Here is a 21,712-nt window from a genome sequence, read left to right on the forward strand (position 1 = left end):
ATAAAAGTAAATGTTTTAAATTTTTAGCAAATGTCTACTTTATTAAAATAAGTTTGCGAACAGAAACATAATCTTCTGTTTCAATTTTATAAAAATATGTCCCACTCGTAAGGTTTGAGCCATTTAATATATAGCTATGTGAACCTGCTGGCTTGTATTCATTTACCATTTCTAAAATATTTTGCCCTAACAAATTGTAAAGTGAAAGAGTTACTTTTCCGGATTTAGTAAGATTGTATTTAATCGTCGTTTCTGGGTTAAACGGGTTGGGAAAATTTTGGTATAACCGAAATGAGCCAAGTTCACCTGATCTGTTTTCAGTCTTTAAGGATGTTGCAACATCAAGTCCAATCGCCGCTCCCGTGCTCACATAACCCTCTAAAGACGGAATAGTTGTATAGGGTTTGAGTTCAGTTAAATTACCTGTTTGGTCAGGCTTGTGCATATAGAGGTATTTTTGGGTAAAGCTGTACAAGACATTTGTTGTTGGATGATTTACAAGTTGAGAGAAGTAAGAGATTCCAGCACTTTGTACTGATTTTGCAGAGATTATAGATAAAGGCGGTTCACCAGAGTTTTTATAAACATATATCCAACCTTTGCGGGCAATGTAAAAATATTGAGAATCATTCGAGTAACCAGCTGTGCATCCCAAATTAGATTTATCAATGAGCAGACCCGGAGGTATTCCTTCCAAAGATCCATCTTCGAGTACTGTAAAACCAAAAGTACCTTTATCAATATCAAGGACATAAAGCGTGGTCCCATCCTGGTTGAGATAAATTTTGTTTGTACGCTGCATTGGCTCATATGTAAATGGAGATGATTCTAAAGCGGAAAGTGCACCAGTCTCCTGGTTAATGGATAAAGCATGTACACCGCCGGCCAAATCAGCAATATAAATAAAATCACCAGCCGGACTTATTGCCATACCACGGGGGAAAAAAACTGTACTAACCGTATCGGCTAACTCCATATTACCGTTTTCAGATACAGTAAACCTGCTTAACCCAACAGAATGCCCCACATACAAAAATTTTCCATTTGGGTGTAACGCCAAACTTGCAGGATTATCATAATGTGATTTAAAAGGAGAACCATCCACCGGCTCAATCAGCCCATCAGGTAATATGTTAAAAACAGATATATCATGGCTTTCAGCATTTGTGCTAAAAAGCAGTAAATTGTTTTTATCGATTACTATTTCTGAATTAGCAGTATTTGCACGGCCTGTGCCACCGGTTGAAGTAGAAGCCACCCATTGCAGGCTATCTTCCCCAACAATTTTATATTGTGCGATATAATTGGTATCAGCCTCTGCTTGCGGAGACAAAACAGTATATATAAAATCATTCGCTGCATAAAGAGCATTAATAGCACAAATAAATAAAATGCTTATTAAATAAGATAAGTTTTTCATTTTCAACTCCATTTTGTGTGAATAATTACTTTAACACTTTGATAATTATTTTTTAGCAAACTTCAAGTTAAATTCGTTTCCATTATTTCTGTAGACTTATTTTATCAGTAAAAAGCGCCGGGATGCAGAAAATGTCCCAGATTCAATTCTATAAAAGTAGATACCGCTGGACAGGTCATGGCCATTTAATAGATAGCTATGAGAACCTGCGGGCTTGTTTTCATTTACCATTTCCAAAACATTTTGGCCTAACAAATTGTAAAGAGAAAGAGTTACCTTTCCTGATTTAGGCAGATTATATTTAATCGTTGTTGTTGGATTAAACGGGTTCGGATAATTTTGTTGTAAAGAATATTTTTCCGGAATGAACCTATCCTGATCAATACTTAAAACATTTGTAAGATTAAGAGAAACGATATAATGGAACCGGCTGAATGAATTTCCATCATGTACACGGAATAGAAAATTTGTTGAATCTGTAATTGCACCATCATAAACATATCTAAAATTACCAGCTTCAATATCTTCCTTGCTTATATCCTGATACTGAACAACTTCTTTCCAATCATCTTCTTCAAAAAATTCAAGAGATCCTTTATCTTCTAATCGGGTGATTGTAATTTTACTCATTTCGCTTTCATCTGAGTAGTTAAAATCATCCAAACCAAATATGTAGGAACTTGAGGTTAGGGTAATTGTTGTATCGGAGGCTGTTGGTGGTGAATTATAACTGGCGCTATATCCTGTATAATTATAAGCATACAATCCATCTCCACTTTGTGCAGAATAGATTGTGCCGTCATTACCAACAACAACATCTACATAAGTATTAATGGTTGGATCGGTACTATTATTAACAAAGCCATTTTTTGTGAACGATGAACCATCATAAGAATATGCAAATAATCCTACTGAATGGTATGCGAGAAAAACTGTGCCATCGGTACCAACCGCAACATCCCACGCGGAATAATTACCGCCATCTTTAATATAACCGGCATCGGTAAATGAAGCTCCATCAAATGTATAAGCGCGTAAGCCACCATAACCAAGAGCCACAAAAACTGTCCCATCAAGACCGACTGCAATACCACGCGCATTACCAAAAGGAGAAACGCTACCAATACCCGTAAAAAAAGCACCATCATAAGAATAGGCTTTTACACTGTTGCCATTTGCCAGAAAAACAGTACCATTATCACCTACTGCAACTCCCTGTGCTGTGCCGCCTTCATCAATCTGGGCTGAGTTTACAAAATCTGTTCCATCATACGTTAATGCACTTAAACCCCTATAATTGTTTGCAATAAAAATTGTACCATCCGGGCCCTCTACTACTTCCATTGCTGCAATTTCATAGGATGAGAATGCCATTTCATTAAAAGCATCATCATTGTATAAATATGCCCTTAAACCATCACTGGAGTTACCAATAAAAACAGTTCCGTCAGAACTTGTACCAATGTCTAACACCCGGTGACCAGTCTCCAGATAATCTTTGTTGATAAGCGTATTTTCATCAAGCGAATAAGTATGTAAACCATTATAAGAATTCCCAAGATAAACTGATCCATCCGCACCAATGGTTAAACTTTCTGCTGAACCACCTGCCTGATTGGTGTGAGCTGTATTTGTAAATGTAGATCCATTTAAAGAAAATGCCCTTAAACCACTTGTACTTGATAGAAAGATAGTACTGTCAGAACTTGCAATTACCCCCGATGAAGAGGGAACATTATTAACGTAACCCACATCAATAAAAATGTGAAGTTGGCTATCGTACGTGTAAGCAATTACACCATAATTATTTGCAACAAAAATATTCCCACCGGAAGAAATGGATACGCTATAACTCCAACCAAATTGTTTTACAGATTTTTTTGTAAAAGAGGATCCGTTATACACAAGTGATATAACCCCTTCTGCTTCGTTAGCAAGAAAAACAGTTCCTCCATAGGCAACTGCTACATCCCAGGCAGATCCATTGTCATCATAAATGGCTTCGTTTATGAATGTCCCTTCGCTGTATGTGTAGGCCCTCAACCCATCATCATAGCTTGCTAAAAAAATAGTCCCATCATCACCAACAGCAATGTTCTTAGCTGATCCACCTTGGTTAATGTGTCCCTTTTGGACGAAAGAAGAGCCATCGAAAGAAAAGGCCCGCAAACCATCCTCATCATTTGCAAGAAAAACTGTCTCATCATTTGAAACCACAACCCCTTGAGCAGAACCACCGCTATCAATATGGGCGGTATTTGTAAAAACAGACCCATCGAAAGTATACGCGCGTAATCCGTCAGATCCATTTGCCAATAAAATTGTTCCATCATCAGTAAGTGCTAATCCCAACGCCTCACCACCATTATCAATATGGGCAATATTTGTAAAGGAATTTCCATCAAAACTATAGGCGCGCATACCATCTCGACCATTCGCTAAAAAAACTGTTCCATCTGCTGCTACAATAGATTCATTTGCCCTTCCAATGCCATCATCTCTGTGATCAATGACTTCAAAAGCATCTTGTGTAAAAGCTGTTTCTAAAAACAAAAAAAGCACTGTAAAAATTGATAGTACTAATTGGGGTTTAATAAATCTTTTCATTTTTTCTCCACTTGGGTAACTGGGTTGTTTGGTATGCAAATATCATTTTTTTGATTTTTCAATAATTTTAATGGAAATAGTAGATTTGCTTTTTGGGCACACAAATGTCATCAGTTCATATGTTTCATAAATTGTTGAATCGACATAGGAATAATCTATACCGCTTAATGAAAAAAAATCACTGCCAATTTCTGCATTGCGCTCTTTAGCTTTTTGCTCGATAAGTTGGTGCAAGGCTTGCAATTTGAATGGCGTTTTTAAAAAATTATCCACGATACAAAGTCCCGTATATTCTTGAAAAAATATACATACTGCATTTTGAAAATATAACTGCGAGAATGGGTGGTTTTTATTTTTATTTAGGAAATAGAACTACCCAAATGGGTAGGTTTTTATAGAAAAATGGATAATGAGGAATTAAAATCTATTTGAGCTGGACTATACAATCATCCCTGTTTTGAATTGGAATAAAAAAACTTATACAATTTTAAACCTCTCAGGTAAGGTTCTCTTTCATAGCTTTTGCTATTGCTTCACCTTTGGAGTGGACTTCCAGTTTGCGGTAAATATTTCGGATATGAAACTTAACTGTATTCAGGTCAACAAATAATTCATCGGCAATTTTTTTGTAACTGAAACCATCACACAAGTTTTTAAGAACATCTTTTTCCCGGGTCGTTAAATCACTGGTATGCGTCTCTTTTTTAAATGAGCCTACAACCATACGCGCAATGTCCATACTCATCGGGGCTCCACCATTAACGGCTTCTTTTATTGCTTCGATTAATTTTAACGGCGGCGTATTTTTTTTGAGATAACCCGAAGCACCCGCACAGAGCGAATTGAATACATCAGCATTATCATCACTAACAGTTAGCATTATAATTTCTGTAGTAGGCATCTTTTGTTTAATAAGCTGTGTACATTCTATCCCGTTCATTCCAGGTAAATTGATATCCATAAGAATAACATCCGGCTTATCTTTCTCGATCAGTTTTTGGGCCGCTTCACAATTATAATATGTGCTTATACATTGTAAGCCTTCAGTTCCATTTAATAGAATGGCCAGGCTTTCGCGAATATCTTTATCATCTTCAACAATGGAAATTTTTATCATAATTATGCCGGTTTATTTGCTGTCATTTTTATTTTAGTGCCATTACCAATCTTAGAATCAATAGTTAGCTTTGCTCCAATTTTATGCGAGCGGTTAAGCATATTTCTTAAACCATTTCCTTCAGAATTCTTACTAACATCAAAACCAACTCCATCATCCGATAATTCAATTTTCAATTCTTCATCATCAAATGAGATATTAAATGAAATATTTTTACATTGTGCATATTTAAATGAGTTATGCAATGCTTCCTTACAAATGCGGATTAAATGCCTGCGCCATTCCATACTCAACTTAACCAAATCTGGATTAGAAACATTATTATTCATTTCAAAATTTATTGTGCTTTCATCTAAAAGCTCATCGGCAAATTTTTTTATTCGGGTTATAAAATCAAACAATGTGTCTTTTTTAGGATCAAGCTGCCATATAAAGTCCCGCGTTTCGGTATAGAGGGTATTTGTGTTTTCACTAATCTTCGAAACATATTTAAGCACATTTTCCGGCAATTCGGCATTTTCCTGTTTGATAAGCTCGCTGAATAAAGAGATGCGTGTAATTTTATTTCCCAGTTCATCATGAAAATCAGCAGCCATTTGGATTCGCAAATCTTCTTCGAAAGCCTGGCGTTCCTGCGACAGTTTTTGTTGTTCAAATACAGCACGGTTGTGTGTCGTTTTAACCAAGTACCGTGCAGCTAAAAAAACAATCCAACTAAGAAAAAAAACAAGCAATGTTATAAACCACCAGCTTAGGTACCATGGCGAAAGTATTATAAAAGGAAACCGGGCTGTACTACCAGTTCCAAGCGCAGTTTGTGTTTTAACCATAAATGAATATTTACCGGGGGCTAAATTTGTATATTCTTTTGCCGTCTCACTTTTAAACGCCGACCAATCCTCACTATAACCTTCAAGTCGATACTGATAAAGGGGCTTATCAGAAAGGTTGTACACTGGCAGAGAAAACTCAAACCGAAGATTGTTCATGTTTGAGTTTAAAATTGGAGCTGTAAATTCCGAATGAAGTCCGCCTGCAAAAACCAATGAATCGTTATTTGCAAATACAGAACGTATGTAACAGGTTAAAGGTATTTCTGCTTCATTATCAAGCTGGCCACTAAAGCGGATCAGGCCTTCTGCCCCTCCAAACCAGCAAATGCTATCTTGCTCTACAAATATGGTTTGAATATTCAATTCAGGTAAGTTTAAAAAAGGTTTATCGATAAATTGATTTTTATCTTTATTACTGATAACGACAATTTTTCCTCCAAGATTGCACCATAGATTACCGTTTTCAGCTTCTGAACTTAAAACATGAGAACCTTCAGTTTGCTTCATTTTATTGAAGACAGGAAACTGCGGGTCTGCAGTAAATCTCTTGGATGATTCATCAAATTTCAAAATCCCGGCTGTGGTATTAAAGCGAACTCCAAATTGTGTTTGTTTAACCAGGTTTAAGCGATTTGAAGGCAAGCCATTTTCAGACGTATAATATTGAATATTCAATTTTTCACCTGATTGAAGAGACTTGTTAAAATTAGTTATCCTGGCAATCCCCTGGTATGAGCTGCCAATCCAAATATTTTGTTGAGCATCTTCAGCAATTGTACGCCCTTCAATGTTTGTCATTTGTTCTACAATTTCATCGTGCCACAATCCATCTGGTTGCTTTAAGACTGAATATATGCCTGAATCAAGCCCGATAAAAAACCTGTTTGGATTGGATACTGATTGAACAATTGTCCAGGCACTATATTTATTTACAAGCCTTATCTCGTTCCGGTTATTAATTTCATAGATACCACTATTTGAACAAGCCAGCAGTAAATCGTTTGTTACAGTTAAATACCAGCATTGCGTGTTAATCTCATCAAACCGAATAAAACGGGTATTTTTAAATGCTGATGATTTTTTTTGCAAATAAAACAATCCAGTACCCGTAGAAACATAAAGTCTTCCATTGAATCGCTTTACATCATGTATACTGCCATCCAAACCAAACTCTTCTCCATAAAAACTAAAAGGAGATGCATAATCGAGGCGGACAATTCCTTTATTCAGGCAAAACCAAATACTTCCCGCCCTATCTTGATATGCTGCCCAAATTGTATTGCTTTTCAGACCATTGGATTTATCATATTTAAAAAGAACCTTACCATTCTTATTTATAATCAGCGCTCCACCTTTTCGTGAGATTAGCAGAATATTTTCATCGTTTAAAACAAGTGTGCTATAAAGCTGATTTTTTTTTGCCCACTCATCAGCATCAGTTTTAAAAGGTCTGGATTCACCATCATCATATAAAAAGAAGCCACTTTCTCGGGTGGCAATTATTGTTGATTTTTTAGACAAAAGAATACCGGAAAACAAATCATTTTTATAAAACTCACCTCCGTGTAATTTTTGAAGAGAATCATTTGAGATTGAAAACAAACCTTTACCAATAACCAAAGTAAAAAGATCATTCCCGGCATTATAAAAGGTGTGTAACCGTTCTTTACTGTAAATATGCTTTATTTTCTGGTGTTCATTTTTAACCTGATTTAATGGAATATAAAAAAGATAATTTCTGCTAATAAAATATACTGTTTGCTGACTTACAGCTATTTTCCATACATCAGAAAATTGAATATCTAAAGCATTAATCTGCTTAATTAGTGAGTGATAAATTAATTCCCCACTATCATCAAGTTTTAAATATCCGAATTCATTTTGTGCCCCAACCAGAATTGTCCCATCTTTCGTAATAAATAAAGAGCGTACAATACTTTCATTATCAACCTTAATTTTTCGCCAGGTAACGCCATCATATTGCAGAATAAAACCATCTGTATTTCCAAAATACATAAATCCATTACTATCTTGAACCACCGCCCAGTTTTGGCTATTTCCATCGTAAGACTTGGGAGAAAAGTACTCCATATCTTTTCGTCCAACCTCTAAATGTACGGGGTTTAGCTGAGCAAAAAGTGCAGAAAAATTGATAAAAACAAGCAGTTTAATCCAAAAAATAGTTTTCATTCCGGGGTATCTAAAGTTATCAGTATATCACTAAGTTTACTTGAAACTACAAATGCAAAATAACAAATCACAAATATATTATTATTGCATTATTTTTACATTCTTTATAGCAAGGGGCAAAAAAACAATAATTAATCTACAATTCTAATCTTTTGTTTATTAATTACGATTGGTATTTAACCCAGCAAGGAGTATTAATGTACTTTTCCGAAGTTAACAATGACAATCTTGTTAATATCCAAAGTAGCATTATTAATGAGATTGAACAGATTAAAGTGTTTGAAAATGCGGCTCAAAAATACATGTCCATTTTATATGAAAACTTTTCTGAGTCCATTGCACTTTGCAGGTTATTTGCCACCGTCCCCTTTAAAAGCCTCCCTGCTTCCTCCAAAGAATTTGTTAGCAACTTATTAAAAAGTAGAAAGTTGTTTTCATCATTAAAAAATGACACCCCTATTTTGACCCTTTTAGGAAGCAGGGGAATTGAAGAAAAATGGAATGATATTCGACAATCAAAAGGACATATTGGAATTCCACTAATATCATCTGGATTTATTTCAGAAATCCCGATGGTGTCTCGCTTGTTAAAGGAACTTGGCCTTGATTTAAGGTGGATTGATTCCCGTGATACAGATATTGTTATTAAAACAATAGGCCGCAGCAGTGGCGTTTTTTATGTAAAAGATGCAGCTAAAGATATGGACAGTGAAGGCCGGAAAATAATTACTTCACAAGACTTTGTTTCACAGTATAATATTAAAACCGTTTTTGGGTTTGGTGGTGGTTATCTTGGTTCCGATATGATGTTTACAGTTATCGCATTTTGCTCTGAGCAAGTGAGTCCGGATAACGTCAGAAAATTTCTTGTTCAGGCAAATAAATTTAAAACAGCAACCCTATCTATTGTTGATTCAGAAAAAATATTTATATGATGAATAATCAGTTCTCCTTAAATATTCTTCTAAAGAATGTTCTTAAAAAGGGGCCTTTCCCAGATAAAGATGAGCTTTATGATATTCCACCAGAAAGTGTGGAATTACTTCATAAAATTTGGGCAGAGCTATCCCAGGTTCAAAACCTGAAAGATGAAATATTTTGGACTAACCAGGAAATTGAATCACGTAATGAAGAATTACAAGCATATGCAACATTGTTGGATAAAAGAAAAAATGAAGTAATAAATCAAAAAAAGCAGCTCAATGAGGCTTCAAAAAACCTAAAAAAAGAAAAAAGTGTCCGCAAACAAGCACAGGCATTAGCTGCCGCCAAAAGCTCATTTCTTCAAACAATGAGTCATGAAATTAGAACACCCATGAATGGTGTTTTAGGAATGACCGATCTGCTTATGGACACTCACCTATCAAAAGAACAACATGAGTATGTGGATACAATTAAAACATCTGGTGAAATTCTTTTAACTGTCATTAATGATATTTTAGACTATTCAAAAATAGATGCTGGAAAACTCAATCTGGAGAAAAGACCTGTCCATATTGGTAATTTTATAGATAGTACGGTAAAACTTTTTACCACAAGATTGAATGAATCAAAAACAAAATTAACGTACAAAATAGATAAAGCACTACCAGCATACATTTTAGGCGACATAATTCGACTAAGGCAAATAGTTTCAAATATATTAAATAATGCAATAAAATTTACCAATGAAGGTTTGATTGACCTGCAAGTTGTTCTTGAAAGGATTGACCAAGATAACAATCTTTTCATAAAATTTATTATTAAGGATAGTGGCATAGGAATAGCGAAAAACAAACTAAAATTTCTCTTCAAAAATTTTTCGCAGATTGATTCATCAACTACACGAAAGTATGGCGGAACTGGCCTTGGGCTGGCAATTTGTAAAAAATTAGTATCTTTGATGAATGGCGATATTGGTGTTGAAAGTACCTTAGGAAAAGGCAGCACTTTTCATTTTACAATACCAACAGAGAAAGTTTTAGAACAAGATATTGACCTCAGTGATGAAGAAACAAATTTAAGTATCAGCCATGATTTTGCGAAACAATATCCGTTAAAAATTATGATTGTTGAAGACAACTATATTAACCAGAAACTGGCTCAAAAATTTTTACAAAAACTTGGTTATGAGGATATTCAGTTAGCAAATGATGGCCGGGAAGCAATAAAAAAAGTTAAATCTGAAAAAATTGAGTTTGTTTTTATGGACTGCATGATGCCCGGAGTTGATGGTTTTGAAGCGACATCCACAATAAGACAAATGGAAGATAATAAAAACTCAATTGCCATTATTGCGCTAACCGCTAGTGTTTTACCGGAAAATGAATCACGATGTTATAATGCAGGAATGAATGATTATATAACAAAACCACTGAAGATAGAAGAAATTATTAGAACAATTAAGAAATACGCTGATGTTCCTCTCCCAGCTTAAAAACTGGAATTAGATCTCCAACTTTTGCATTAAAGATAAAAAATCTATTTTCTTTAAACTCTTTAAAAGATTCTCAAACCCCACCCCCGATTTTAACTTTGGAATATTCAGAATAAAACTCATTCCCTTAATTACATTACTTCGGTTAAGAATTGGCAAAGTTTGTGGCATATTAACTGAAGATAATTTTTGAATTATCCTTTCGCCTTCAGCTGCAGATAACTTGTCTGGATTTTGAACTAAAAGTGGGAAGGTTATTTTTTCGTTTTGGAATAAACTATTTATTTCATTCCAAAAGAGTATCTGATTTTCAATGTTTTCAATTACCCTGTCACGTTCAATAGATTTATTTCCTAAACTCAGCGTGCTTATTATTTTCTGTTTTTTTGATATTTCCCTTCGGATTTTCATCAAATTTCCAAGCCAAAAAAGAGATATTTGGGGTAATGCAAAAAACTTCAAAGCTAAGGCCGTTGGAGGCATATCAAAAATTAGAAAATCATGCTTAGAATATTTTTTTACAATTGTATTAAAAGCCATAAGTAATGCGTATTCTTCAATCCCGGGAGCATGCTGCATTACAGAAAAATGTTTATCCAAACTAAAAGCAGTTAGATAAGAATATGCTTTTGAAAACTGTTGTTCGGAATCTTTCAGGTATTTCCTAATCCATTTATCCTGGTCAATTTCAATTACTTTTAGTCCTGTTTTAATTTCAGTAGCAATATCAGAAAATGGTGTCTCAAAAATATCTGAAAGGTTATGGGCCGGATCAATTGATATTAAAACTACTTTGTATTTTTTTTCGGCCAGGTAAACAGATGTAAGGGACGAGGCTGTAGATTTTCCAACTCCGCCTTTCCCCAAAAAAAATAAAAGTTTTTGCATATCAAATTACATCCAATTTTGAAAACTGATCAGAAAGTGGATTATGAGCTGTATTTGTTTTACTTAGCATTATAGTAAACTCTTCCTTCATATCTGGAATTAGTTCAAATGCAATTGAAAGAGGTATTGAAGGTATTCCGATAAATGTACCCATCGTAGTCAAGGCAAAAATATGTTTAAGTTCTTGTATCTCCCACTCAAGATCATCAATTGCCTTTTGACGCTGGATCTTATCAATATCTTTGAAGAATTTGAATATTTTTTTCATATCACTCCATTAACACATTTTCCAAAAAAATATAACAATATAATTAGAATACAAAATCAGATGTTTTGAGGATTGTTAGGAAATACATTATTTATGTATTAACAAGAAAACACCGCACGCAGCTACATTAGCCCAAATTCTTATCCAAATAATAAATAATGATTGCATTCTGGATTTACTTTTTTTATATTTTTGCCGTACATTTAAATCGTTATAAAAGTATTGTAAATAAGCATAGTTATTTCTGTCTAACTCCCCCAGGGCAGGCTTAATACATTAATTTCAATTTTTTTTGGAGATCCCCGATGCGTTTACATACTTTCCTCTTTTTCCTTATTATTTTGGTTAAAATATCGTGGGATTAGTTACCAGAAAGAATGGATCAATCAAATATCCCGGTAGCAGCTTTGCTATCGGGATTGATTGTTTCTAGTATATTGAAGGTTGCAGCTATAACGCCATCTCAACTTTTATAATAAGGTAGCCAACAAACTCTCGTCTGCTTTACTTTTGGGGACAACCTATAAACTTAGTTTAAAAATTCATACATGTTAATCGAGCTGTTCAAAATTAAAGGAATTGAATCAGAAAAAGTATTAACTAATTCTTCAAACTCTGAGGGAATATCTGATTGGTTGGATAATATTGTGAGGTACCATATTTCATCATTAATCTTATGAAGTTTCATAACTGCTAAATTGGGAAGTTCTGCTTGGAATGAAGTGCCCGCTCCGTTATTTAAAGCAGCCATGCCTAATCTGTATTTTTCCAAAATGGAATCGCCAATTCGGTATAAAACCTCATTATATTTTGGATTTTTTAATTGCGCATAAAAGTCAAAGCTTCTATCACAAAATGCATTCATTATAAAACTATTATCAAAATATTGGGGAACATGTGCCAACAACTCTCTTAACCGTTGTTGTTTCTCTGCGGAAGCTATTTGAAATTTTATTGGTTTTGCAGAAACTGATTTTGTTTTTTTTATTTGATTCGACTGCAAGTAACTGTAAAGTGTTTCCATCGAGTCCGAACGTAAATTTTTATAATCAGGAAATGGAGCATCGCTGTACCGGCTCTCAAAACAATTCCATTCCAATAATTCATTTAATGCTTTGAACCCTTCTAAAATTAATTCACCTTTTTCAACAGTCACATATTTTATTATTTTGTTTTCAATAAAAACTTCAGCACTATCGCCCGTTTCATCATTTAGTAAACAAATAGCAGCTTTACCCTTAATAATTGCCAAGGTAAGTAGTAAGCATGCAGGATTGATGTTACGCATTTCAAACTTTGAAACTCTTACAATTTCTGCAATTTTTTTAATGATTGCTTTCTGTGTAAAAGGTTTTTTAATAAACTGAATATTACATAAGTCATTGGCTAAAAATGTTTGCTCATCAAATGAGTCCATTAAAAAAAGAACTTTAGAATGTGGATAAATCCTGGCAAGATCATGAAATACTTTGGGGAAGTTTATCAGAGAAAGATTTTCATCTAAAACAACAATATCAAAAGCTGTTTGAGAAAGCTTTTTTAAAAACTGCTGTCCATTATTGGTAAAGCCTAATTCAACCTGCCCTTTATCAGTTTGTAATTCAAACAACTCAGACAACATTGTTAACACCTGTTCATCTTGATGGGCAAATAATATCCGTATGGGTTTTGTAAGATTACCTGTTTTCTGTTCATTTAGTTTTGTAAGCATTAAACGGGCTCCAACAATGGTACTTCTTTAACCGGTGAAATAATACAGCCCTTATTTACCAACTTTTCAAAGATAAGATAAACATGGTATAAGTCAGCATTCATATCCAGAGAAATTAGCTTTAAAGATTTTTCACCAGTGGCATTTTTAATAAAGGATTTTTCATTTTCAGTTTGATCTGCACTAATAGTTTTATTAACCAATATTTTTTCATTATATATTGAACAAATTTCATCCTTAAGGCGGGCAGCATACAAAAAAAGCCTCTCAGTCGTTTCAGTAATAAGCTTTTCAGAGCCATTTTGAGTTGCAATAAAATGATATTTACCATCTTTATTATCCATCATTGATAAAGAATAAAAAGCCTCAGCGCCTTTATATGTTAAACAAAACGCGTCTGTAATTTGCCCGTTATTAAAATGCAAATGCCCGGCATTTTTATGATTAGATAATGCAAGTATTCCAGATTTTTTGCTAACGCTTAACATTTGTGCAATTTCGATAACGCTGCTATCATTTAAACTACCACTAATCCCTTTTGGATAGCTGCTTGAAGGCTGGGTATAATTAAAAAATATTTTAATATTTGAGGCTATTTCCTTTGCTGTTAAACTGCTGTCCCAATAATCATTAACACCAAATTTTGAACCTTCCAGAAATACATTATTGGAAATATTATTTGAAAGGATTATAAACGGAAGGGTTTTAAACACGCTGTTTTTAATTAACCCGCAAAATTCAAATCCATTTTTTCCTTTTAATTCAATTTCAGACAAGACCATATTTACTGATTGAGTATGAATCAATTCACGGGCGTGCTCAATGTTATCCATTACTTTTATATTAATACCAAGTAAATCGAAAGTTTGTTTTTCTGCCAATAACCTTTCTGGCTCTCTACATAGAAAGAGAACTTCAATTCTCTTCTTTTCCAGGGTTCGCGTTAATATTTGGTGAATTTTTCCAAGAAGAATATCGGGTGTAAACGGCTTGTAAATATAATCTAAAGCACCTGCTGCTAAACCTTGTTTTTGATATAATGAATCCTGTATAGCAGTAATCATTACAAATGGAATATGTTTTAGATTTTCATTGGAATAAATCTTTTTGCAAAGTTCAATACCATCAATTTCAGGCATAACTAAGTCTGAGAGTATAACATCAGGTAGGGTTGTATTTAATATCTTTAATGCTGTCTTTGCACTATCTACATTTATAACATTATAACCGGCATCTTTTAAAATAAGCCTTAGATATCTTAATTGTTGGGGCTCGTCATCGACCAGCATTATTGTGTAATTGCTGTTTGTATTTAGTCCTTTAGATATCATTAACATCCCTATGTAAAACGACTTTTGTAGTCAATCAATTTAGATTTGATTTTGCACAAAAAAAAAGGCACAATCGAGTTACTCACCCCAAAAAGAGATGAGTAATTGCGTTTGTGCCTTCGTCTTACAAGACTAAATCTTGCCCGACAAGGCGACTTACACTATTTGTAAGCCTTTTGCTTTCTTAGCTTTCGGCGATAGCACTTTTCCTGTTAACATCGCTCTGCTTATGGATAGTTTTTGATCAAACTTTTTATGATATTAATCACAAATCACATTTTTTGAATTTCTTCAAAAAATTATGGGAAAATGAAAAAACAAACGCATTTAAGCGTACATGTTATCATTTTCTAAAACCTCTCTAATCTTCTGGGTAAATTTCCTTAATGAAAATGGTTTTTGTACAAAATTGATTCCCTCAAGCAGCTCACCCTGTTGTACAATATAATTATCTGTATAACCTGAAGTATATATGACTTTTATATTAGGCATTATTAATTCAAGGTTAGAGACAAGCTCTTTTCCATTCATTTCGGGCATTATCATATCGGTAATTACCAAGTTTGGCCTTAGCTGTTTTTCCTTAATTAAGTCCAAAGCTTTTTTTCCATTAGAGGCTTCATAAACGCGATAACCAATTTCTTCCAATGCTGAAGAAGCAAAAGCGCGGACACTTTCATCATCTTCTACCAGTAAAACCGTTTCATGGGATTCTGCCAATAGAACTTCGCTGCTGTCCACTTCTTTTACTGTTTCTTTATGTTCACAAATCGGCCAGTATATTTTAAAAGTTGAACCGCGGTTAAGTTCACTGTAAACATAAATGAACGCATCATTTTGCTTAACTATGCCATAAACCGTAGCAAGACCTAAACCAGTTCCCTGACCAACTTCTTTTGTCGTATAGAATGGTTCAAAAATTTTACGCTGTACTTTTTCATCCATACCAACACCATTATCACTTACAGCAATAACAACATAGTTTCCTGTTTTACTTCCTACATGTTTAGAAACATATGCGTCATCCATTACAATTGTATCTGTTTCGATTGTAATCTTTTTCTCAGAAGCAATTTCCGTATTAGAATTAATTGCATCGCGTGCATTAACAATCAGGTTAATTAAGATTTGTTCTATTTGGCCCGACTCACCTTTTATACTTGGTAATTTTTCTTTTAATAGCATATTAATGGAAACATCTTCGCCAATTAAACGGCGCATCATTTTTTCTAAATCTGCTATAAGAGTGTTCATATTTAGAATTTGAGGCTCATATATTTGTTTTCGGCTAAAGGCTAACAGTTGCCTGGTTAAGTTTTCTGCCCGCTTCCCTGCTTTTAAAATAGAAATCATATGGCGGTGCCCCGGTTGCTCCTTGTCCAGGCTTAACAACGCTACCTCGGCATGACCATTTATTACGGTTAGCATATTATTAAAATCATGTGCTATGCCGCCAGCCAATGTACCAATTGCATCCATCTTTTGGATTTGTAACAACTGAGATTGGAGCTCTTCTTTTTCCTTCTCAGCCTTTTTTCTGCCGGTTATATCATTGCGAACAACCAAAACAATTGGCTCATTTTCATGATTTGAAATGGTTTGCATTGTTTCATCGCCCCAAACAACTTCCCCACTTTTCTGGATTATACGAAACTCACGATTTAGAACTTGTTTTGGCGATTTTAAACAATCTTTTAAACTGGATTTTTGAAGTTTTTGATCTTCTTTATGATATAATTCGTTTAGTGATTTGCCAATTAGCTCCTCTACAGTATAACCAAGTTTATTAGCACCATAACTATTTATAGACAATATTTTGCCTTTGGTACTTAACCGAAAAACAACAGACGGATTATTATCATATAAAGCTTTGTAATTGTCTTCACTCTCTCTCAGTGATTTTTCAATTTTTTTGTGTTTGGTGATATCTTTACCTGTTGAAACAAAATGAGTAATTTCACCATTTTTATTTTTTAGAGGGGAGATCGTTTCCTGTTTAAAGTAAACTTCACCATTCTTTTTCTTGTTGATTACTGTTCCTCTAAAAATTTCCCCTTTTGTAATTGTGCTCCAAAGATTTTTATAAAATGAAGCATCATGTTTGCCAGATTTCAAAATTGATGGTTTTTTTCCTAGCACATCTTTTTTTGAATAGCCGGTGTAATCTTCAAAAGCATCATTTACATATTCAATCTTCCCGGTTTTGTCTGTGATAATAATACTGTCACCCATTTGTTCAACAATATTTAAATACTTTTTCAACTCCCAATCTAATTCTTCATGATTGCTAAGTTCCAGTTCAAGTTTTTTATTAACAGCTTCTAATTCCTTAGTCCTTATATCAACTGTTTTTTCTAACTCAAGTTGTGCAAGGCGTAATTTTTCTTCAGTTTGTTGTTTTATTGCATTTTCATAAACCAATTTATCTAGTGCTTTTTCCAACTGTTCAGTTCTGGCACTAACCAATTCATCAAGCTCTTCATTTGCCCGTTCCAGTACTTTTAAGGCCATTTTCCTAGATGTTACATCCCGCATTATACCTTGAGTACCGGTAAACTCTGCTTTATCGTTGTCTAACTGCACATATTGACCTTCTGCATCAAGTACAAAAGAAGGCTCCTTTTCAACATCAACAAAAACATTCTCAAAAGGGATTGGGCTTTCTGCTAAAGTAAGTAATCGAAGTTCATGAGTTTTTGTACTGCGTTCACCAGTTCTTCTCTCTTTTACTTTGTAATGAGCGTCAGTTTTGTCATCCGGATGGACCATATCTAAAAGGTTACTTCCAATTAGTTCTTCAGGAGAATAACCATAATTTCGAATTGCCTCGCTTATAAATGTGATTTTTCCTTCCTGATCCAGGCGATAGATAATATCCGGGGACTGGCTAATAATTGATTCTAAAAGATGTTGAGATTTTGCCAGTTCAATTTCTTTTTGTTTTCTTTCAGAGATATCTGAAAAAACTGTTACAAATTGTCCGTCGCTCAGGTTAAAAATTGAAAGGGAAACATATTTATTTATTTCAGGGAAAAAAGTATCAATAGAATGAGATTTATTTTTATTTAAAGATTGTGATATTTCTTCTAAGAATGGTGCCTTATTTTGACCATATACTTTAGAGGCAAGCACCCCAACTGCGTCCTCTCTTTTTATGTCCATCAATGTTTCATAAGATGGATGGTTCACATCTAAAATTAAATAATCGATAGGTTTACGCCATTTGTCATAAACAATTTTATTAAGGATAACTGCCTCTCCCAATGAGGAAAACATGGCATAGCATTTTGCCCAATTTTCAGGTAGTATATTCTTTTGCGGCTTATTTTTAAATCCAAAAAAATGTGCCAACTTGCTCATAATATTTCCCCCGGTGATTTGTGACGTCCCAACTTGTCTTTGTTTTCCCATTACGAAATCCCTGTTAAAAACTCCATCAAAAAAAAGGTGCAAATTCAGCTACATATATATGTAGACAAATTTGCACCTTCAACTTATAAAACTTTTTTCTTATCCGTTAAGGTAGCTAAAGCTTATACTTTATTAGCCAAGAAATTCCTCTTGCTAGTTATTTATTATATCCAACTCCTCTAAGCGCTTTCTCAAACTTCCAAGTTCTTTGGACTTAAAACTACTCTTTGTTTTTTCCAAAACATTAATTGCATCGTGTAAAGCAGATTTTAATTGCAATGTTTTTGGAGAATTAAATAAATGGCTCGCATTTTGTTCGGTAATGTCATTTTTAGAATTATTAAACAAATATTGAATATCCTTTATTGAGCCAGAAATATTTTGCAAAGTCAGGTTCAAATAAGACTGTGCCGATTCATTTGCCGCATTCGTTTCACTATCAAACATTCCGGAGTTAATTTTTTCAAAAGATTCACAAAGTTCATTTAAGCGTTCTTTTGTTTTAGAAATTTTCTTATATATTTTTTTCTTTTCAAATGCTTCTTTAACGTGATTTAACAATTCTGGAAAATCGAGGGGTTTAACCAGGTACGCGCTAATTGGTAAATGGATTGATTGCATGGCGGTATCTAAAGTTGGATACCCGGTAACCAGAATGATTGACATACTATCAGTTAATTCATTTGCTTTTTTAATAAATGCCAAATTTGGATTATCAGGCATTTTAATATCTGATATTAATAGATCATATTTATTTTTTGTAAGTAATTTTGTTGCAATTTTAGTGTTATAGGCAGTATCACAAATAAAACCCTCTTTCCTTAGCAATTCCGCTGTTGAGTAAAGAAATGTTTCTTCATCATCAGCTAAAAGGATTCTTTCCTTGTATCCATTCTCCATACTTTCCCCTTAAGTGTATTAAGATTCAGTCTGCAACGGTAAGGTTACCTCGAAGACTGTTCCTTTTTCTTTATTTGCTTTAAAATTTAATGTCCCATTAAATGCTTCTACAATTTCTTTAGAAATAGCTAAACCTAAACCCATACCCTCTGTTTTATTTCCTGTCTTTTTTGAGTAAAAAGGCTCAAATACTTTTTCCTTGTCTTCTTCAGAAATACCCTGGCCATAGTCTATTACAGAAATTGTAAATTCTCGATCTGTTTTTGATAAATGACAATCCACACTTCCATTTTGCGGAGAAGCTTCAATTGCATTTTTTATAAGATTAAATAATACCTGTCGAATCAATCCTTCCGGAACCCTAACCTTGAATTTAGATTTTGGCTTGTAATTAACTTTAATATTAGCATCGAGGCATTTTGGGCCAAGCAAAGTAATCACATCATTGATAGGGCTATTAATATTGTATTCTTTTACTGGGGTTTCACCCGGCCTGTAAAGATCAAACATCTGCCGAACAATATTTGCAATCCGTTCAATTTCCTTTTCTATCTTTTCTGAATATTTGGAATATCTATGATTTGGATTAATTGCTTCTTTTATAAGTAGAAAAGAATTTTTAATCCCGGCAAGCGGATTATTAATTTCATGTGCAACCTGGGCTGCCATTCTTCCAAGTGCTGTAATTTTTTTAATTTCGTTTCTTTGATTTTCCAGATATTTAATACGTTCTGTCCGCGTAGATACTTCTTTTTCCAGTTTATTTGAATAGCGCCTTAAATGTTGCTCAGTCGTTAATTTATCGTTCATACTTTGAGAAACAGCAAGAACCCGCATCTTTCCTTTTTGTTCAAAAACATATGCATTTACTTCAAATGGTATTTTATCTCCATGTTTAGAAATGTAGGTTGTTTGAAATGTTGTATGTTTTTCATCAACAAATTTTTCCAACTTATGTTGATCAAAGAAAGGAACATCCAGCAACGATTCCGGATCTATCAATTCAAAAAGTGAATGACCGACAAGCTCATCCTTAGAAAAACTAAGGTGGTCACAAACAGCTTTATTTACTTCAAGAATTGTGTTTGTTTCCAGGTCACAAACAAACATTGCTTCGTTAATACTATTAAAAAGAAGCTTATAACTATCGTTGCTTTGAGCTAGTTTTTTTTCAGCTTTTCTTCTTTTAGAATTCTCTGCAATAAGGCTTTTATTTGTTTCTGTTAAATCCTTGGTTCTATTTTGTACTTCATCTTCAAGATTCTCATAAGCTATTTTTAAAATGCTTTCTAATTTTTTCCGTACCGTAATATCACGGGCCATTCCTTGTGTGCCACTAAAGTTTTCTGTTACTGTTTTGTCATCGTTGTACACTCCTTCAGCATTTATAGAAAAAACAGCATCTGTTTTAAACCCTGTAATATTTGTTTCGAATGGAATTGTTTTATTGCCTTTTGTTATGAGCCTGATTTCAAGGGTTTTTGTACTTCTTTTACCTGTCCGGCGCTCATTTATTTTATAAAGTGCTTTTTTCCTGTCATCCGGATGGACAAGATCAAAAATATTTTTGCCAATTAACTCTGTAGATTTATAACCATAAGTCGAAATTGCCTCACTTATAAACTCAATCTTTCCATTTTTATCCAAAAGATAAATTACATCAGGCGAGTTGCCCACAATAGATTTCAACAAATGATTGTATTTGCTTAGATCGGATTTCTTTGCTTTGGGTTCTAAAATTTCTGATATGGTTGCCACAGATTATCCTTTGATGAAATCAGTAAGATATTGCAATAATATTTTAGGCAAAAAAAAAGGCACAACCGTAATCACTCATCAATATTAAAATTGGCTGAGGAACTCGATTGTGCCTTCGACTTGTAAGACAATTTCTTACCCGGCAAGGCACCCCAAAAAGAGGTTATCCAAATCCTACCTTCGCCTACATAGAACCATTTCTTTAGTGAATATCGAAATACATTATTTCTTTGATCAGTTTCCAATCAGAAACTAAAAAACGCCCTAAGTAATTTGGCCTTTGAATTATTACTTAGAGCGACTTCTTTTTGTATATTTTTCGATCATTCATCTTCCTTAAAGAAGCCATGTAATAACATAATCCGGTTTGGCAATAAGGAGTGTTGTTATCTCAACTCCCGGACTAGCCGACTAAGCTAACATCCGAAATCTGAGTGGGGTTATGGCCTTTCCAAACAAGTTTGGATAAGCGAAAAATGATGGACTTTTTGGGAAGATCATTACATAACCTCTTTAAAAAAGATGAATCAAATTTAAAATCTATGGCCTTTCGTTATTTACGAGTAGAACATTAGAATTGACGTCGACTATTAATTCTTCAATATCGTTATCAATTTGTGCATTAGAAGATTCCAGTTCCGGCTTTTGCACGCTCTTCTCATTAACTTGTTTAGGATCCAAAGTGCTTTCATTATTCTGGCCTAAAAAAGTTGAAAAAGAAAAATTAATAAGTAAAAAAGGGACGGCAAGAAATGCAATCTGAACACAGATAACAGCAACGTTTTGAAGCGTTCTTTTTATCACCGTTTTCAAGCTAAGTACCTCTGCTACCTCTTTCATTTGTATCCTTAATTGTTTTTGT

The 21,712-nt window shown here is 34.0% G+C and carries 15 protein-coding genes; 2 read left to right on the plus strand and 13 right to left on the minus strand.

What is annotated here, in order from left to right:
- Positions 1 to 34 precede the first annotated feature (34 nt).
- The 5 genes from HND50_04695 to HND50_04715 form a co-directional block, all read right to left on the minus strand.
- Entirely contained in the window at positions 35 to 1,420 is a 1,386-nt protein-coding gene (locus tag HND50_04695; protein ID NOG44503.1) for a beta-propeller fold lactonase family protein, read from the minus strand.
- Positions 1,421 to 1,516: 96 nt separating this feature from the next.
- Entirely contained in the window at positions 1,517 to 4,027 is a 2,511-nt protein-coding gene (locus HND50_04700) for a T9SS type A sorting domain-containing protein (GenBank protein ID NOG44504.1), read from the minus strand.
- A gap of 42 nt (positions 4,028 to 4,069) precedes the next feature.
- The gene (locus HND50_04705; GenBank protein NOG44505.1) at positions 4,070 to 4,300 is read right to left on the minus strand and encodes a hypothetical protein; all 231 of its coding nucleotides are present in this window, start codon (positions 4,298 to 4,300) and stop codon (positions 4,070 to 4,072) included.
- A gap of 223 nt (positions 4,301 to 4,523) precedes the next feature.
- Positions 4,524 to 5,144, minus strand: coding sequence for a response regulator transcription factor (locus HND50_04710; GenBank protein NOG44506.1), 621 nt, complete (start codon positions 5,142 to 5,144; stop codon positions 4,524 to 4,526).
- 2 nt (positions 5,145 to 5,146) lie between these two features.
- A complete protein-coding gene (locus tag HND50_04715; GenBank protein NOG44507.1) occupies positions 5,147 to 8,167 on the minus strand; it encodes a hypothetical protein in 3,021 nt (1,006 codons plus the stop codon).
- Between the two features lie 197 nt (positions 8,168 to 8,364).
- Here HND50_04715 and HND50_04720 point away from each other — a divergent pair, with 197 nt between their 5' ends.
- Both HND50_04720 and HND50_04725 read left to right on the plus strand, forming a co-directional pair.
- Positions 8,365 to 9,102: a hypothetical protein gene (locus HND50_04720; GenBank protein ID NOG44508.1), complete on the plus strand. Its 738-nt coding sequence runs from the start codon at positions 8,365 to 8,367 to the stop codon at positions 9,100 to 9,102.
- Positions 9,099 to 10,583, plus strand: a complete 1,485-nt coding sequence (locus HND50_04725; GenBank protein ID NOG44509.1) for a response regulator — start codon at positions 9,099 to 9,101, stop codon at positions 10,581 to 10,583. Before HND50_04720 ends, HND50_04725 begins: the two co-directional genes overlap by 4 nt.
- Positions 10,584 to 10,592: 9 nt before the next feature.
- Here the strand turns inward: HND50_04725 and HND50_04730 are convergent, their stop codons facing one another.
- From HND50_04730 to HND50_04765, 8 genes are all read right to left on the minus strand, one after another.
- Positions 10,593 to 11,471: an ArsA family ATPase gene (locus tag HND50_04730; protein NOG44510.1), complete on the minus strand. Its 879-nt coding sequence runs from the start codon at positions 11,469 to 11,471 to the stop codon at positions 10,593 to 10,595.
- A gap of 1 nt (position 11,472) precedes the next feature.
- Positions 11,473 to 11,739, minus strand: coding sequence for a hypothetical protein (locus HND50_04735; protein NOG44511.1), 267 nt, complete (start codon positions 11,737 to 11,739; stop codon positions 11,473 to 11,475).
- Positions 11,740 to 12,268: 529 nt separating this feature from the next.
- A complete protein-coding gene (locus HND50_04740; GenBank protein NOG44512.1) occupies positions 12,269 to 13,450 on the minus strand; it encodes a hypothetical protein in 1,182 nt (393 codons plus the stop codon).
- Complete coding sequence (locus tag HND50_04745) at positions 13,450 to 14,781, minus strand: response regulator (protein NOG44513.1); 1,332 nt, start codon at positions 14,779 to 14,781, stop codon at positions 13,450 to 13,452. Before HND50_04745 ends, HND50_04740 begins: the two co-directional genes overlap by 1 nt.
- A gap of 327 nt (positions 14,782 to 15,108) precedes the next feature.
- Positions 15,109 to 18,192, minus strand: coding sequence for a PAS domain S-box protein (locus HND50_04750; protein NOG44514.1), 3,084 nt, complete (start codon positions 18,190 to 18,192; stop codon positions 15,109 to 15,111).
- Positions 18,193 to 18,345: 153 nt separating this feature from the next.
- On the minus strand, positions 18,346 to 19,092 hold the full coding sequence (locus HND50_04755; GenBank protein ID NOG44515.1) for a response regulator: 747 nt from the start codon (positions 19,090 to 19,092) through the stop codon (positions 18,346 to 18,348).
- Between the two features lie 18 nt (positions 19,093 to 19,110).
- Positions 19,111 to 20,850 carry a PAS domain-containing sensor histidine kinase gene (locus HND50_04760; protein ID NOG44516.1) on the minus strand — a complete coding sequence of 580 codons (1,740 nt, stop codon included), beginning with the start codon at positions 20,848 to 20,850 and terminating at the stop codon, positions 19,111 to 19,113.
- 540 nt (positions 20,851 to 21,390) lie between these two features.
- A complete protein-coding gene (locus HND50_04765) occupies positions 21,391 to 21,690 on the minus strand; it encodes a hypothetical protein (protein NOG44517.1) in 300 nt (99 codons plus the stop codon).
- Positions 21,691 to 21,712: the final 22 nt, after the last annotated feature.

The sequence above is a fragment of the Calditrichota bacterium genome (genome assembly GCA_013112635.1).
In the GTDB taxonomy this organism is placed as follows: Bacteria; Calditrichota; Calditrichia; order Calditrichales; family J004; genus JABFGF01.

Bases quoted from the DNA above. Each gene is read 5' to 3' on its own strand.
- HND50_04695 (NOG44503.1), bottom strand. From the start codon at position 1,420: ATGAAAAACTTATCTTATTTAATAAGCATTTTATTTATTTGTGCTATT.
- HND50_04700 (NOG44504.1), bottom strand. From the start codon at position 4,027: ATGAAAAGATTTATTAAACCCCAATTAGTACTATCAATTTTTACAGTG.
- HND50_04710 (NOG44506.1), bottom strand. From the start codon at position 5,144: ATGATAAAAATTTCCATTGTTGAAGATGATAAAGATATTCGCGAAAGC.
- HND50_04715 (NOG44507.1), bottom strand. From the start codon at position 8,167: ATGAAAACTATTTTTTGGATTAAACTGCTTGTTTTTATCAATTTTTCT.
- HND50_04720 (NOG44508.1), top strand. From the start codon at position 8,365: ATGTACTTTTCCGAAGTTAACAATGACAATCTTGTTAATATCCAAAGT.
- HND50_04725 (NOG44509.1), top strand. From the start codon at position 9,099: ATGATGAATAATCAGTTCTCCTTAAATATTCTTCTAAAGAATGTTCTT.
- HND50_04730 (NOG44510.1), bottom strand. From the start codon at position 11,471: ATGCAAAAACTTTTATTTTTTTTGGGGAAAGGCGGAGTTGGAAAATCT.
- HND50_04735 (NOG44511.1), bottom strand. From the start codon at position 11,739: ATGAAAAAAATATTCAAATTCTTCAAAGATATTGATAAGATCCAGCGT.
- HND50_04740 (NOG44512.1), bottom strand. From the start codon at position 13,450: ATGCTTACAAAACTAAATGAACAGAAAACAGGTAATCTTACAAAACCC.
- HND50_04745 (NOG44513.1), bottom strand. From the start codon at position 14,781: ATGATATCTAAAGGACTAAATACAAACAGCAATTACACAATAATGCTG.
- HND50_04750 (NOG44514.1), bottom strand. From the start codon at position 18,192: ATGGGAAAACAAAGACAAGTTGGGACGTCACAAATCACCGGGGGAAAT.
- HND50_04755 (NOG44515.1), bottom strand. From the start codon at position 19,092: ATGGAGAATGGATACAAGGAAAGAATCCTTTTAGCTGATGATGAAGAA.
- HND50_04765 (NOG44517.1), bottom strand. From the start codon at position 21,690: ATGAAAGAGGTAGCAGAGGTACTTAGCTTGAAAACGGTGATAAAAAGA.